The sequence below is a fragment of the Mucilaginibacter sp. P19 genome (assembly GCF_050632265.1).
Lineage (GTDB): Bacteria > Bacteroidota > Bacteroidia > Sphingobacteriales > Sphingobacteriaceae > Mucilaginibacter > Mucilaginibacter gossypii.
This window is the reverse complement of record NZ_CP192586.1, coordinates 3,618,786-3,633,335: the sequence shown is the minus strand read 5'-3', so window position 1 is coordinate 3,633,335 and position 14,550 is coordinate 3,618,786. Positions and strand designations below refer to the sequence as shown.

Annotated in this window: 14 protein-coding genes; 4 read left to right on the top strand and 10 right to left on the bottom strand. The window is 38.8% G+C overall.

Going from position 1 to position 14,550, the window contains the following annotated elements; genetic code table 11:
- Positions 1 to 11 precede the first annotated feature (11 nt).
- Positions 12 to 1,367 (bottom strand): glycosyltransferase family 4 protein, encoded by a 1,356-nt coding sequence (locus ACQ86K_RS17615; protein ID WP_431198447.1) that lies wholly within the window; start codon positions 1,365 to 1,367, stop codon positions 12 to 14.
- 93 nt (positions 1,368 to 1,460) lie between these two features.
- Here ACQ86K_RS17615 and ACQ86K_RS17610 point away from each other — a divergent pair, with 93 nt between their 5' ends.
- Positions 1,461 to 1,628 (top strand): hypothetical protein, encoded by a 168-nt coding sequence (locus ACQ86K_RS17610; protein WP_431198446.1) that lies wholly within the window; start codon positions 1,461 to 1,463, stop codon positions 1,626 to 1,628.
- A 45-nt stretch (positions 1,629 to 1,673) separates the two neighbouring features.
- On the opposite strand, the gene ACQ86K_RS17605 is transcribed toward ACQ86K_RS17610, so the two are convergent.
- From ACQ86K_RS17605 to ACQ86K_RS17565, 9 genes are all read right to left on the bottom strand, one after another.
- Positions 1,674 to 2,855, bottom strand: a complete 1,182-nt coding sequence (locus tag ACQ86K_RS17605; protein ID WP_431198445.1) for a lipid II flippase MurJ — start codon at positions 2,853 to 2,855, stop codon at positions 1,674 to 1,676.
- A gap of 82 nt (positions 2,856 to 2,937) precedes the next feature.
- On the bottom strand, positions 2,938 to 3,435 hold the full coding sequence (locus ACQ86K_RS17600; RefSeq protein ID WP_431200883.1) for a glycosyltransferase family 4 protein: 498 nt from the start codon (positions 3,433 to 3,435) through the stop codon (positions 2,938 to 2,940).
- A gap of 254 nt (positions 3,436 to 3,689) precedes the next feature.
- The gene (locus tag ACQ86K_RS17595; protein ID WP_431198444.1) at positions 3,690 to 3,992 is read right to left on the bottom strand and encodes a hypothetical protein; all 303 of its coding nucleotides are present in this window, start codon (positions 3,990 to 3,992) and stop codon (positions 3,690 to 3,692) included.
- A 7-nt stretch (positions 3,993 to 3,999) separates the two neighbouring features.
- Positions 4,000 to 4,980 carry a lipopolysaccharide biosynthesis protein gene (locus ACQ86K_RS17590; RefSeq protein WP_431198443.1) on the bottom strand — a complete coding sequence of 327 codons (981 nt, stop codon included), beginning with the start codon at positions 4,978 to 4,980 and terminating at the stop codon, positions 4,000 to 4,002.
- A 117-nt stretch (positions 4,981 to 5,097) separates the two neighbouring features.
- Complete coding sequence (locus tag ACQ86K_RS17585; protein WP_091162793.1) at positions 5,098 to 7,581, bottom strand: SLBB domain-containing protein; 2,484 nt, start codon at positions 7,579 to 7,581, stop codon at positions 5,098 to 5,100.
- A 161-nt stretch (positions 7,582 to 7,742) separates the two neighbouring features.
- Complete coding sequence (locus tag ACQ86K_RS17580; RefSeq protein ID WP_431198442.1) at positions 7,743 to 7,976, bottom strand: hypothetical protein; 234 nt, start codon at positions 7,974 to 7,976, stop codon at positions 7,743 to 7,745.
- 52 nt (positions 7,977 to 8,028) lie between these two features.
- Entirely contained in the window at positions 8,029 to 9,417 is a 1,389-nt protein-coding gene (locus tag ACQ86K_RS17575) for a hypothetical protein (protein WP_431198441.1), read from the bottom strand.
- A gap of 376 nt (positions 9,418 to 9,793) precedes the next feature.
- On the bottom strand, positions 9,794 to 10,543 hold the full coding sequence (locus ACQ86K_RS17570) for a tellurite resistance/C4-dicarboxylate transporter family protein (protein WP_431198440.1): 750 nt from the start codon (positions 10,541 to 10,543) through the stop codon (positions 9,794 to 9,796).
- A 25-nt stretch (positions 10,544 to 10,568) separates the two neighbouring features.
- Positions 10,569 to 10,871: a hypothetical protein gene (locus ACQ86K_RS17565; protein WP_431198439.1), complete on the bottom strand. Its 303-nt coding sequence runs from the start codon at positions 10,869 to 10,871 to the stop codon at positions 10,569 to 10,571.
- A 626-nt stretch (positions 10,872 to 11,497) separates the two neighbouring features.
- On the opposite strand from ACQ86K_RS17565, the gene ACQ86K_RS17560 reads away from it, so the two are divergent.
- The 3 genes from ACQ86K_RS17560 to ACQ86K_RS17550 are packed head-to-tail and all read left to right on the top strand — an operon-like array spanning position 11,498 to position 14,453.
- Positions 11,498 to 12,202, top strand: a complete 705-nt coding sequence (locus ACQ86K_RS17560) for a hypothetical protein (RefSeq protein WP_431198438.1) — start codon at positions 11,498 to 11,500, stop codon at positions 12,200 to 12,202.
- A 36-nt stretch (positions 12,203 to 12,238) separates the two neighbouring features.
- Entirely contained in the window at positions 12,239 to 13,366 is a 1,128-nt protein-coding gene (locus tag ACQ86K_RS17555) for a molybdopterin oxidoreductase family protein (RefSeq protein ID WP_431198437.1), read from the top strand.
- On the top strand, positions 13,308 to 14,453 hold the full coding sequence (locus ACQ86K_RS17550; protein WP_431198436.1) for a molybdopterin oxidoreductase family protein: 1,146 nt from the start codon (positions 13,308 to 13,310) through the stop codon (positions 14,451 to 14,453). The genes ACQ86K_RS17555 and ACQ86K_RS17550 overlap by 59 nt, the downstream gene beginning before the upstream one ends.
- Positions 14,454 to 14,550 lie beyond the last annotated feature (97 nt).

Below are 14,550 nucleotides of genomic sequence, written 5' to 3'. Positions count from 1 at the left end.
TAATATTTTCATTACCACATTTTTCTTATTATGCTAAAAAGCTTGTTGTGAACTTTATAAGCAAATGTTTGGTAATACCTTACTTTTATTTTGCCGATAAGATTCGGTTGTCCGAATAAATTGCTGCATCTATTTTTATAATCAGCTTTAAGATCGTTATCCCAATTTACAATTAAGTAAGGTGCATCTTTAAATTCAATGCCTAAGTTTTTTAATATTAACTGCTCGAGGCTATGAACTATATCTTGAGCTCTGTAGGAGCGGTATATTTTTTGAATGGAGTTTTTTCCAAATAGTTTTGCCTGTTCCGGATTACAACAAATCTGATTAATTGCAGCGGCTATCGTCTCTTTTAATCGATATGTCACAAAGCCGGTATCCCCATTATCTACAACTTCAACCTGTGCATTGTCTTTAGCGGGGGTGCTAATGGTTACCACCGGTACTCCCATACTCATTGCCTCAGCCATCACCATTCCAAAACTTTCGCCTATATTACTTGCTGCTAAGAAAACATCCATTGCTTTATAGTAAGTAAGAAGCTGTTTCATATGAGTTGTGTTATCTAATATTATTACGCTGTTAGTTATTTTTAGTTTTTTGATCAACGCAAGCATCCTTTTCGTGGCACCCACCAATAAAAATTTAGCATTATTGTTATAGTTGAGATATTCAGCAAAAGCGGTAAGTGTTATCATATCAAATTTATGATCGTCGGCGCGGCCTACCCGACCTACCACAAAGCAGTCATTAATGTTATGCTTAATTTTAAATTGTTCAACATCTGCCAAGGGAGGTTCTATATTTTCATCTTTTAAAAAATCTATGTCAACCGGATACGGCAATACCTTTCGCTTACCCACAAATTGCTCTGCATATGAGCCGTCAAGTGCCATTCGCCGCACCAATATCATTTTTGAGATATACAGATCAAAGTCAATAAGATCATAAAATGGCGATTTCTCAAAGTGGCCGAAAACGTTAGTTTGAATTATTAATCGGGGTTTGTTTTTGTTTAAAGAAGCAAATAATTTTTCGTCCACCTGACCATATCCATGCCAATGAAAAACATCTGTTCCTTCAATAATCTTTTCGAATTCGTTAAAGTCTCCATTTAATACCACCACTTTAATACCGAGGCCCTTAATTAATTGCTCTCTTTCCCCGCCTTTGTAGAGGCCAACCGCAGTAACATCAAATTTTTCCTTATCTAAATATTTACAATATAATTGGAGTGCATATTCGGTGCCGCCTAAGCCCAGTTGATCTGCGCATTCAATAATTTTAATCTTTTTTCCATTTAAAAAAACTCGCTTATATGATGAACTGAAGAACCTGCTAATTATCTTCGCTTCATCGATTCTCAAAATCAAAATTAAAATAAGCTCAAAACTAAAGATGAACGCGAAAGAGATAAATATTACTAACAGGTTGTTTTTTAAATACGGTTTTAAATAATCATGAAAAAAAGCCCGCCTGTTGCTAATAAAGAAAATATCAAGAGCATGAAAAAGGCATCAGTAAGCATCTTTTTCCTAAATTCTTTCAGTCCAAAATACATAAGTATTAACCCCATTATAAAGTTGGATAGCATTGATGATATGGGAAATGTATTTAATTCAAAATAATTGTTAAAAAAATATTGAAGCCTATTTTAACCACATAGGTTAATATCACAACCTTAGAAAAAAATATACTTTTTTTTGGGCAATTAAAAGTTGGGTATAAACTACATAAAATATAACCGCAAATAACCCAAGCCCATACCACCTAAGCAACAGACTTGTAGGGTTAACATATTGTTCTACAAATTTACCCCGAACTAAAACCACTTCAATAATCTCTCGAGGTGCAATAATCAACATAATGGAAATAGGCAAAATCAGCAATATGGTAAACCTAAAATACTTCTGAGTTTCTTCCATTAACTCTTTCGCTGTGTTTTTAACTGCATAAAGCGATAACAGAGGAGTTAATACCGTTGTTACAACTGCAATCATCAAACCTGTAGGCAGCTCAGTAAATTTCCTGGCATAATCTAACATTGACACACTACCGGTGCCTTTTGTGGTTGTTATATTGCGTTCAATAATAGTATCGGCCTGTGAGAACAAGTAATTAACATATAAAGGTAACGCGAAGAGGAAGAAGGGTTTTACCTGTTGGAAATTTGGAATTATAAATTTGAAACTATAATTAAATTTATACTTAAGTTCCCGATACAGTATAATGAGCAGAAGTATTGAGCCTATATATGCTGACACAATTAATGAGTATATGCCTATTGACGGCGATAGTATGATAATCAATATGATATTGAGCGTAAGCGAAACAAATGAAAATAGATCGGGAATAAAATATGATTTGTAAGCATTTAAAATAGAACTCCAGATATTAACAATTTCCAGCATAATCAATGAAGGAATCAAAATATCGATCATCAAAACCAGTACCTTTCTTTGGTCCTCGGTAAAGCCCGGTGCAAATAAGTTTGCAAGACTATCCGCAAAACAAAATATACCTGCACTGATAATAAGAGATAAGATAATTATAGTTGATACTAATGAGTTTGTAGCATCGTTTACGCTTTGTTCCGATTCTTCTTCACGGATGTGAATATATTTTGTAATAAAAGTTTCGTTGATTGGGCCAAATAAGAGTTGTATAAATACCGTAATTATCGATACCCCTACAAGCCAGGCATCCCTATCAGATGAAGCGCCAAAGTACTTAGCGGAAAGTATAATTATAACTAATGTTAATACTGCCTTTATGAGCTTAAGCCCTCCCAAGCCGATAGTTATTGCAATACTGGATTTTTTAAAATACTGATTTAGTTTTGACTTAAATTTCAACGTGCTTTGACTTTAAAAAAGTATTAATCTGTAAAATGGTTTAGGTTTTAGACGTATATACCAAAGAACTTTTTCTGAAGTACTATTTATTTTTTTCAAAAATATCGGTCAGTTCGATCGCGCAATCCGCCCATGACTTTTGACCTAAAATAAATTTATTCCCATTTTTTGCTATTCTTATCCGCTCCTTATCGTCATTAAGCAGCATTGATAGTGCATGAACAATATTATTGGTATCCCCAGCTTTAAAAACAATGGCAGTGTCATTATTTTTAGCATACATCATATGTCCTTCAGCGTCCGAGCAAACTACTGCGCACCCGCAATGCATAGCTTCAATACCCGGTATTCCGTACCCCTCCCATAAACTCGGGGTTAAAAATATAGAGCAGCTATTCATTAGCTGCGGCAGGTTTTTAGGCGTTTGGTGATATTGAAATCCCTCCGGCAAATTTAAAGGTCCGGCGGAAGTCCCAAATAAATGAACCTTTAGATCGTTGTTTTGCTCTTTAAGCCTAAGCAAGGCCTCAAGACCAAACTTCGACCCTTTTCTTTCCTCTGTTGAATACATCATACAAATAGTGCGTTCAACCCGTTTCTCAATGGGCGATGCTATTTTAAAAAAGTTCGTATCAACACTAATTGAAACTTTATGAACCTGTTCGCCTAACTGTGTTATATAGTTTTGTATGTGATTTGAATAAGTTAGCTTAATTATGTTCTTGAATAAATACGAATCAATAATAGTTTCTTTTTCGCCTGTCCAAAATTCAAGATCTTGAATCAGATTAAATTTTTTTCCTTTAGTTTGACTGAGTTTTTGGAGGTCATACGCTAATGACCATCCTGTAAAAAAATTGCTTCAGCATCATCAATCAAGATATTGCTTACCTGTTTAATGATAGTTGATTTTATGCTTTTATTGAATTTGTACCATGCCGGGTGTTTATTAAAAAACAGGTACAATCTTTTTACTAATAGTTTTAGCCCCGATAATTCAAAAAAAGACGTTTGTATGCAATTATATACCACAACCTCGTGACCTAAATCACTTAGCTGATTAGCAAACTCATACATGATTTTTGTGCCCCCTCCTGGTCTTCGAATTACATGAGGTAGTATAATGCTGATCTTCATGTATTAGTTAAGCTTTAGGAACCAATTTGGATTGTCTGAATAATAATAGTATTAATACTATTGACAAAGATGCTAATAACATCCCCACAAAAAATCCTACAAGTTTGTTAAGTTTAGTTTTTTCGAGAGGCAGTATGGGACTGTCAATTAATTGAATTAATGGTGTCTCCTGTCTCAATGACATTTTTGAAAGTTCAAGGTTCTTTACAATCTCCCCATAAATAGCGGTACTTGCCTGTACATCTATTTGTTTTCGCTGAGACGGGGCCCTTAATATCTGCAGGCTGGGATTTGCGTTAGGTGAAGCATCTATTGCTGATGCAACTCCATTAATTGAATTATTTAGAACCCTCTTAACGCTGTCTGCTTGGAATTGAAGTGTTTGTATGTTTTGGTTGCTCTTTTTGGTCCTTGTTGTTTTGTAAAAGTCGTTAACATTTGCAACAAGTTTCAAATTAAATTCCTTTGCAAACAATTCATCTTTGTTTGTAACATCTACTCTTATAATGCTCAGTTTTTTATCCGGTTTACTAACTGTAAGCGATTGCTTATTGAGTACTTCAACAAGCTTAGAAATAATGCTGTCTTGTTTACGGCTAAAATTATCTGAACTGCCGGTAAATGAAATATCACCGTTATTATCTTCTTGTTTCCAAACGTCTCTAAGATGGTTAAAGTCAATGTACCTTTCAATTAATTGTTGCTTTTTGCCGTTAAAGGTTGCTTCGCTTAACAATGTTTTTTCAATCATTAAACGTGATCTGTATAGTTCAAGAATATTATCGTTTTGAAATATTCCACCGGCGCTTCCTCCGCCAATATCTATACCAGCCATGGAGGCCAAACTTGCATATTGATTTAAACCACCGGATTTATTTCCATCATCTAATACAAAAGTAGAAGAGGCCGTGTAAACGGTTTTTTTAGTATCGCATATGCTAACCCTAATCCTCCACCTGCTATGCTGGTAATTAATATTATGAGCCATTTGCTTTTGAGATATGAAGACACCGACCGAATTTTTTTACAAAATCTGTTATTGAAATTTCGTCGGGGCTATGTTTTATAGTTTGAGTCATGAATAAAGTTTGGTGATTTTTAGCTGCTATTTATTCAAACTTAATATCCCTAAAATAATTGCTCCCAAAGAAGCCAGTCCGGTAGTAAACCCTAATATAGTTTGGGCAGTATTACCCTTACTTTCTGATTTTTTAGGTACATATATTTCACTACCAGGTTTAACAGATGGATGATTATTAAAGAAAAGAAACTTCCGTGTGCCTTTTACCGTTCCGTTAGGGTAAACCACATATGCGCCGCGCCTCAGTGCATCCGGCCCGTAACCGCCGGCATTGGAAACAAAATCATTAAATGATTTTGATTTGTCAAATACCACGGCGCTTGGGTAAAGTACCTGGCCGTTAACACGAACAATCTGCTGTTGCTTTGGCACCCTGATAACATCGCCATTTTCCAAAAGCAAATCTGTTTTTGATCCGGGAGACTTTAAAATTTTATCCAACTCAATACCAACATAATTATTTCTTTGTTGTACGGTATCGGTAGTGGTTTTCGTCGAATCTTTGTATGATTGTTTTAACCTGTTTATCCGGGCCGAGCGTTCAGCATTTACTGATGCCGTATCTGCTTTGTTTTTATCTATACCCAGTATTGCAAAATTATCGCGTTTTAGCGAACCGCCCGCTGCATCGGCCGAGGCGGTAAGCCCGCCAGCCCTGGCAATCAGGTCGGATATTTTTTCGTTTTTACTTTTGATGGTGTAGGAGCCGGGGTATAAAACTTCGCCCTCAACCTTTACTGTTTTTTGCTTTTCATATCCGGGCAGGCTATATACCGAAACAATATCAAAGGGCGTAAGCACAAAGTTAGCGTCTGCCGGTTTCAGCTTACCGTCAATATTAACGCTAAAAACCTGCGATACTGAACTGTTTTTAGATGAAGGATCGGCATCGGTTATCCTCCGGGCTACTTCAATACGGTTTGTACTTGCGCCTTCTGCAAAACCGCCGGCTTTTAAAATCAGGTCTTCTACTTTCATATTTTCTGAAAAAGCAAACTTCCCCGGTTTCCTTACATTACCATTAATAGTAACGGTGTATTTATCTCTTAAATCAAATATGGACGAGATGTTAACAATATCTTCACGCTGTAAGGGGATATTTACAGATTTATTGATAACGTCCTTAACATTAAACCCTATTATTTCGGTACTGTTATCCGGCTTTAGGCGGGTAATTGTACCGCGTTCGGTAAAAGCGTCTTCTTTTAATCCCGCGGCTTTGTCAATTAATTGCAGCAGTGTTAGCCCACTTTGCAGTTCATAATCGCCAGGCCGGAAAACTGCTCCTTTTATTACTACCCTGTTTTCAAACCTGTATATAATAGGTTCAATAGTATACTTATCGCCCCTTAACGGAATGTAGTTTTTATAATCGGCTTCCAACACATCCGTTATTTTGCGCTGCTGATCACTTACCTGCGATACTTTGATCCTGGCAGTATATGCACTATCAGTAAAACCTCCGGCATAAGTTATAATGTTATCCAGGCTTTCACCCGGCAAAACTTCAAACAAGGCAGGTATTTTAATCTCACCAACAAGCTGCACCCTGGTCCGGTACGTTGGTACGCGTACAATGTCCTGATCCTGCAGGGTAATGTTGTTTTTCTGATCGCCTTTTAACAAAAAATCATAAACATCCAGGTGCCTGATAATGTGGTTATTCCTGATAACCTCTATCTGCCTTAAGCTACCATTATCATTTGGGCCGCCTGCCATATATAATGCATTAAAAACGGTAGCGAGCGAGGGTAGGGTATAAGTGCCCGGTTTAGCTACCTGCCCTATAATAATTACCTGAATACTACGGATATTTCCAAGGGTAACCTGTACGCTTGTACCGCGGCCAACCGCATAATTATTCGCTGCAAGCCTACTTTTTATCAAAGCTGTGGCTTGTTCAATAGTTTTACTGCCAACATTTAAAATGCCAACCCCCGGAATGTTTATATTTCCTTCGGGGGATACTTCCAGTTTCCAGTTTACCAAAGAGCTGCCGTAAACACTTATGTTAAGCTGATCATTAGGCCCAACAATATAATTTAACGGGGTAGCCAGTTTAAGATTGGGTTCAAATGAACTGTTTTTATTTTTAAAAATATCGGCGCCAAAAATTTTTGGCTTTAAGCTTTCAAATAAATCTTTATTGGTGTAAAGGGTATCAGTAGTATCTGGTTTATAATTAAGTTGCCTGCCTTGCCGTGTAAGTGTCGAATCGGGTTGGGTATTGGATGATTCGTTGTTTTTGGTCCTTAATTTTTTTATACGAAGTTCTAACTTTTGAACCTGTGCGGCTGACATTCCCCGGCTTTGAGCTTGCTGTAGCAACTCAGCGTCGGTTAATCCTGATTTTTGAGCTTGCTGTAGCAGCTGAATCAGTTGCTGATCTGAAATATCGTCGACATTAATTGAGGAAATGTTTTGTAAGTTGGTTTGGGCGGTAATATTAGTAACTGCTCCGAAACTGAGTACAGCAATTAAAAATATAAGAAAGCGAAGTCTGTTCATATGTGAAAGTCATCAGAGTATAAAATAACACTCCAATAAATGATAATATTTTCTGCAAAAGTAAACCAATTTCCCATTTTAGGGGTTAAAGTGATTTTTTTAATTTCTAGTATAAATGGTGTGTTGATCGATAAACTAAAAATCGGGGCTAAAATTGTTCATTAATTAAAAAAATAAGTAAAGTTAATCCTGGCATGTAAATTGAAAGTCGAGCCATTTTTGTATTCATAATTCAACGTGTAAACAGGGGTAGCTTCTGCCGAGAGCAGGTAGTTTTTAAATTTATGATTAGCATAAAATGTACCCGCAATATCTACCCAGTGAAGATTGCTTACTCTGGCTTCAGTAAAAGCCTGGTAATACAGATCATTGTTATGTAACTGCCTTTCCAGCATAAGGCCATAAGAGTTGTAATTTTTGAGGTAACTTATATCAAAGATAAAGCTGTTACCACCTGGTCCGATTCCAGCACCTATGTATCTGCCATAATTGGTATAACCGTCTCTCGGGCTTTGCGAATGGATATACCATGAAGGTCTCGTCACGCAGCAAATAGGTTGGCGCTCTTTGCAACTGTGTTATTTCCGATTTAATTTGTATAAAGCCGCCCCGGCTAAGTTCAAACAATTTGCGTCCGCCAAAGGTATATGCTGATGAATGCTCGGGTTCCTGTAAAAAGTCAGAAATACTTCCGGTGCGGTCATTACGAGCCCATTCAAAGTAAATTTCAGCTTTGTATAAAGGTAGCAGTTGTCTGATGTTGAGCGCGTACGCAAAATCCTGTTGGTCGCCGTTTTGTCCGTTGTTGATGTCATTCGCCTTTAGTGAAGAGCCGGTAATAACCGGAATTACTTTACGGATAATGTTTTTATTATGATAAAGAGAGTCTTTGTCAAGATAGTCATAAGCAGAAAGGCCAAGGTATAAGCCCTTTAGCCATTTAGGCTGCCAGTTGACACTGTAGGCCGAAATATACCTTGTAACTTTAGGTTTGGGGCTATATAAATTGCTGCCGTATATAAGTTTGCTTACATCGTCTGGTGCAAAACCCGATTGTTTTAGATTGCCTCCTATGATCTGCCACTCAAATGAGCCAACCAGTGTTTTAACCGGTTTGGTTGAATTGAAGGTCCAATGGAAAAAGCCAGGGGCCGAATTGCTCATCATGATTGAATTTCTTATTCCTGGTCCCCACCACAAGTTTTCTGTAGATACGCCGGCTTCAATGCTTTTATACGTCAAAGTGATTTTTGATTGCCCGGGATAAAGATGTTTTAAAGAAGATGTACCAAATCGTTCGGGTGCATCAATTCCATTGATTTGGCCAAAATAAGCACCCATAAGTGCCGGCGAATTGTTTCGGGCCTGTACATCTGCAAAAGTTGAAAAGCTTTTATTTTGTGCGTAAACCAGCTCAGGTTTTATCTGTACGTTGAGAATTCCGGCTTTTAACAAGAAACCGCCGCTAAGCATGCTTTGATAGCCTGCATTGGGATACAAGGAGGAATTATTGTAGCCAAAGGGACGGTTCACGTTGTATTCATTTAACCAGTTAAACGGAAGGATGCGTAAACCCGATGGCATGCCCATGAAATTGAATTTTAAATACTCATGGCTCGAAATCAATGGCTGAAACGCAGGATCAGCAACCGTTGAAGCTAAAGGCCTGATAACAAGCGATGACGTATTGCCTGTATTTCCTGCTACCTGATCCCTGCGTAATAGCTCCTCAGCATAGCTTCCAACTGGTATGGTTTGACTATAGCCTTTTAACGCAGCAGTGAAGGATAGTAAAATTAAAACATATAAGGATCGGATAGTTATACGGATGCTCATCAAAAAGAAAGGTTTAGGAAACTAATAAATTAACCAAATGGTAATATTAAAATATCTTTCTGTTGATATTGACCGGTGCATCGTATCCAGATGCGAATCTTTAATCAATAGCTCGAGTTTTCTGATATTTCGGTGGCAATTATCGGCTTTTTTTTGAAATTTCAAAACCTTTTTTTGGGTTTAATAAAAAAATACAATTTGATTACCAATACGGTTAATTATGCCAAAACATTACAATGACCTTTAAATAAAAAACTCCGGACAATCTTAGCCGCTTTTTCCAAAACAGATTTTAACTATTATTGATTGTTCTCCCTTTCTGTTGCTTTTGAGGTTAGAATAAAGCAATGCCTTTATACTTAAGTTTTTGAAATATTTAAAGGCTCTTTTCTGAATGCAAAAAACGGATGAACTCTCTTAACATTCCGGCAAAAACAATCACCCATGCTGTAATTGAAAAATAAATAAAGATATTGGAAATGGGCAGGATAAACGGGAGATCAAGCGCTTTGGAAAAATTAAAGGTAGCTACGGCGTACATACCGGCCGGAAAAACGAGCGACCAATATTGCGGATCATATTTCACGGGAACTTTTTGTATGATATGCCGCCATACAGGTAATAAAAACAGGATAGGGATCCACCAGGTTGCAAACGCCCAGAAAAAAACCGTGAGCCCGGGTAAAAAATAGCTAATGCCGCTTATCCATTCATGATTGTGTGAGTACATCAATAAACGTGAACCCGCCAGCGTGGTAATGGCTACGGCACCCATATTTATCCAATAAGGAGGGGTTAACAACTCCGCTTTCATGCTTATAAAAAGCCAGCGGTATATAATTAACGATATAAATACCATATAGTGCATTGCTCCAATGAGGAAAGCGCAAAACGATATAAAAATAGTAACATCCTTATGAACCATTTCACCGGCAATAATAGCCCCCAGCACCGCTACAGATTCGGTGGCTACGACAATGAGCAGCCAGGCACCGCTTAAACTCGCTTCCACTCCTTGTTTAGGTTCTTTGGCGGTGATCACAATAAAAAAGGTGTAAGTAATCATCACCCAGAGTACGATGCCAAATTCCCATAAAAAAATGGCTACATCTTTATAGGAGGTCATTAAAGCAAACTGGTTCCCTAAAACATTATTCGCGGCAACGATGGTTAAAAAAGTGACTCCACGCGACGAGACTGCTTATATCTTTCCATACATCTGTAGGGTATTTAATTGCCCTGAATATGAGCACAGCCCAAAGCACAATATAAAAAATAACGTTAGCACATAACAAGATGTTGGCAACCTGTTTCATATTATATAAAAAGGCACCAACCGAAACTATCCCGGTTGCCATTACCAAAGCAAAGTAACCAGGGAAGAAAGTTTGGAGTGAGTGGCCCGTAATCGGTTCGCCTGGTTTAGGTGGTAGTGCTGTATGCTGAGCTTCCATATTTTCGTAATAAGTTTATGATAACAGGAAATAAAGAGGCATTAATAAAAGGTAATTATTGAAGAATATAGTCTAATGTAATTAAAACCGATACAAGAAACTGTTTTTTTTGTATTTTTAAATGTTTTATAATAGCCACGGCATATTATAATAATAAACAGAAACCAGGAAAACCCGCATCAGAAATAGTTGTATATTTTTGGTGAAAATCTAATCCGGCTTATTGAAACCGGCAATTATCATACTTCTTAATACAATTAGCAGATGGATATGTCTCTTAATAAAAAGGCCCTATTTATAGCTACAGGAGTTTCCTTATTGTTAATCTCGTTCGTTTTTTATGGCTCACGTAAGCTTCAAAATTTCGACCCCGCATTAATTATTTATTTATTCGGAACTGTGTTCGCTTTTTTCGGAATAGTTTACCGTTATACCGTATGGTTGCAAAGGCCACCTACCTGGATGTATTTTAAGCGCACCTTTCAGTTTTTTTTACCGGGAAGATATTTTTGCATGTTATTTCATTTGCAAAAGAGTTTATACAAAATATTGGCTTCCAAAAGTTTATTTATCCCCGCGGACGGAGCCGGTGGATAGGCCATTTTTTAATGGCAACAGGTTGCACAATGGCTTTCTGTGTTACTTTTCCTTTAACCTTTGGCTGGATAAATTTTACCATGAACCCCGCAACCAGTATAAACCCCTCGAGAGTGCACATGTATGAAGCCCATTTCTTCGGATTCAAAATGTTTGAATTTGCACTTGGTTCATTTGTGGCTTTTGTGATTTTTAAGGCCCTTTACTGGTGCTCGTGGTTAGTTATTGCCGGCGTATTGATATTTATGCGTCGTCGCCTCACTAATGCCGGTTTAGTTGCTACGCAAACTTTTGAGGGTGATTTGCTGCCGTTAATCCTGCTTTTAGCTATTGCTGTTACCGGTCTTGGCTTGAGCTATGGTTATGAATATATGAAAGGCATTGCATATGATTATATGGCCGTAACCCATGCTATAACAGTTATTATGTTTCTTATCTGGATCCCGTTTGGCAAGTTTTTTCATATTATACAACGGCCGGCCCAGATAGGCGCTCATATTTACAAAAAGGAAGGTATAAAAAGGGGGATGGCGGTATGCCCTCATACCCACCAGGAATTTGCTACCCAGTTGCATATAAACGACTTGAAAATTGTAACCAAAGAATTAGGCTTTGACTTTACACTTGAGGATGGTACATCGCACCTTGATCTGAGCCCAGAAGGGAAGCGCTCAAGATTGGCAATGGCTCATCTTAAAGCCAGGCAGCAAAATGGAGGTAACCTTTTCGGTTAATTGACGCAGTAGTAATTTAACATAGAATACAAATTTATGGCCCATTTACCAGTTTCGCCCGAAAAGCTAATAGAACAGTTTGGCCCGCATTTGAATTATCCTCCCCGCGAAGGTTTTGCCGGCCGTGATGAGCCGGATAAAGCGGTAAAAACGCATTGCTGTTTCTGCGGAATGCAGTGTGGTATAAAGCTACTGGTTAAAAATGATAAAGTTGTTGGATTTGACCCCTGGGAGGAGTTTCCTTTTAACCAGGGACGTTTATGCCCAAAAGGCGTACAACGATATATGCAGAACAATCATCCAGACAGGATTTTACAGCCCTTACAACGCAAGGAAGGCGTAGGCTTTACTCCGGTTTCGTGGGATGAAGCGATGGATAAAACCGTGGCCGAAATAAAACGGATACAGGAAAAATACGGAAAGAACGCTTTTTCTGTGCTGTCGGGAGTTTCGCTTACCAATGAAAAAAGCTACCTGATGGGCAAGTTTGCGCGGGTAGCATTGAAAACCGCCAATTTAGATTATAATGGTCGTTTATGTATGGTTAGCGCGGGAGCCGGCAATAAAAAAGCTTTCGGACTCGACCGCACCTCAAATACGTATGCCGACCTGGAGAAGGCGGAAGTGATTATTGTAGCGGGCGCTAACATCAGCGAAACCTTTCCGACTTTAACACACTGGGTTTGGCGTGCGCGGGACCATGGGGCAAAATTAATCGTGGTTGACCCCAGGGTTATTCCACTGGCCAGGACCGCCGATCTGCATTTACCGGTCAGGCCCGGAACCGACTCCGCTTTGTACGGCGCAATACTTAAATACCTGGCCGATCATGATATGCTCGATCATGATTTTATTGACAACCATACCACAGATTTTGATAAGGCATTGGCAGCTGTTAAGGATTACACGCTGGAATGGGCCGAAGAAATTACCGGTATTGAAAAAGCGAAAATTGAACTGGCAGCACAATGGTGGGGCAAAGCAAAAACAAGCTTTTTGTTACACGCCAGAGGTATTGAACATCATTCAAAAGGTGTAGATAATGTGCTTGGCTGTATCAATATTGTCCTGGCAACCGGCCGTATTGGTAAGCCATATTGCGGCTATGGTACTATTACAGGCCAGGGAAACGGACAGGGGGAGAGAGCATGGCCACAAATGTGATCAGCTGCCGGGAAATCGTGATATTACCAATCCTGAACACCGAAAGTATATAGCCGGGGTTTGGGGAATTGATGAAAAAGATATGCCCGGCAAAGGTTACACCGCCTATGAACTTATTGAGGCCATTCACCGGGGTGAAGTAAAAGGGCTGCTATCCATTTGTTTTAATCCGTTGGTTTCTCTGCCTAATAATAATTATGTGCGCGAAGCACTGGAGAAACTCGAGTTTTATGTTTGTATTGATTTTTTTATGAATGAAACCGCCCGTCATGCTGATATTATTCTGGCCGGATCATTACAGGAAGAAGAGGAAGGAACGGTTACTACCGCCGAAGGCCGTGTAGTTCGGATCCGCAAAGCCGTGAACCCGCCGGGACATGCACGCAGCGATACATCCATCATATTGGAATTGGCAAAAAGACTTGGTGCCGAAGATAAATTCACTTATCGTAACAGCGAAGAGTTATTCAATGAGTTAAGGGTTGCTTCAAAAGGCGGCACTGCGGATTATTATGGTATTACTTACCAAAAAATTGAAGACACAATGGGCGTTTTCTGGCCTTGCCCTACTTTGGATCATCCGGGTACGCCGCGCTTATGGGAAGATAAAAAATTTGCGACTCCCGACGGTAAAGCCCACTTTAACCCGGTGACTTACCGGGATCCCGGTGAAATTACAGATGAAGAATACCCGGTAATATTAACAACCGGCAGGGTTGTATCACAATACCTGAGCGGAACACAAACCCGCAGGATAGGTAAACTGGTTGATTTGTATCCTGAACCCAAATTAGAAATACACCCGGAACTTGCCCGGAAATATGGAATTAAACAAAATGAACTGGTGCAGGTATCTACCCGTCGAGGTACAGATGAGTTTCCTGCCAATATTGTAGAGACTATCCGCACCGACACTGTTTTTTTGCCTTACCATTGGCCTGGCAAAAAGTCGGCAAATCAGTTTACACCGGCAACGCTTGATCCGGTATCAAAAATCCCGGAGTTTAAAGTTTGCGCCTGTAACCTGAAGCCTTTGGGCGTTATATCGCCGCCGTCAACGGCGTCAGGCGCGTATGCGAGTATTTAATAAATTGTAACCCGAAATTATAAGATATGCCCGTAACCAATTACAGAACAGAACAGGAATTCTTTGTAGATATGCAAAGATGTATTGGATGCAAAGC

What these genes read in the sequence shown, in the direction of transcription:
- ACQ86K_RS17585 (WP_091162793.1), bottom strand. Translation starts at nt 7,581, where the DNA reads ATGAACAGACTTCGCTTTCTTATATTTTTAATTGCTGTACTCAGTTTC.
- ACQ86K_RS17570 (WP_431198440.1), bottom strand. Translation starts at nt 10,543, where the DNA reads ATGACCTCCTATAAAGATGTAGCCATTTTTTTATGGGAATTTGGCATC.
- ACQ86K_RS17550 (WP_431198436.1), top strand. Translation starts at nt 13,308, where the DNA reads ATGGTACTATTACAGGCCAGGGAAACGGACAGGGGGAGAGAGCATGGC.
- ACQ86K_RS17590 (WP_431198443.1), bottom strand. Translation starts at nt 4,980, where the DNA reads ATGGCTCATAATATTAATTACCAGCATAGCAGGTGGAGGATTAGGGTT.
- ACQ86K_RS17610 (WP_431198446.1), top strand. Translation starts at nt 1,461, where the DNA reads ATGAAAAAAAGCCCGCCTGTTGCTAATAAAGAAAATATCAAGAGCATG.
- ACQ86K_RS17580 (WP_431198442.1), bottom strand. Translation starts at nt 7,976, where the DNA reads ATGCTGGAAAGGCAGTTACATAACAATGATCTGTATTACCAGGCTTTT.
- ACQ86K_RS17595 (WP_431198444.1), bottom strand. Translation starts at nt 3,992, where the DNA reads ATGAAGATCAGCATTATACTACCTCATGTAATTCGAAGACCAGGAGGG.
- ACQ86K_RS17560 (WP_431198438.1), top strand. Translation starts at nt 11,498, where the DNA reads ATGGCTTTCTGTGTTACTTTTCCTTTAACCTTTGGCTGGATAAATTTT.
- ACQ86K_RS17565 (WP_431198439.1), bottom strand. Translation starts at nt 10,871, where the DNA reads ATGGAAGCTCAGCATACAGCACTACCACCTAAACCAGGCGAACCGATT.
- ACQ86K_RS17575 (WP_431198441.1), bottom strand. Translation starts at nt 9,417, where the DNA reads ATGAGCATCCGTATAACTATCCGATCCTTATATGTTTTAATTTTACTA.
- ACQ86K_RS17555 (WP_431198437.1), top strand. Translation starts at nt 12,239, where the DNA reads ATGGCCCATTTACCAGTTTCGCCCGAAAAGCTAATAGAACAGTTTGGC.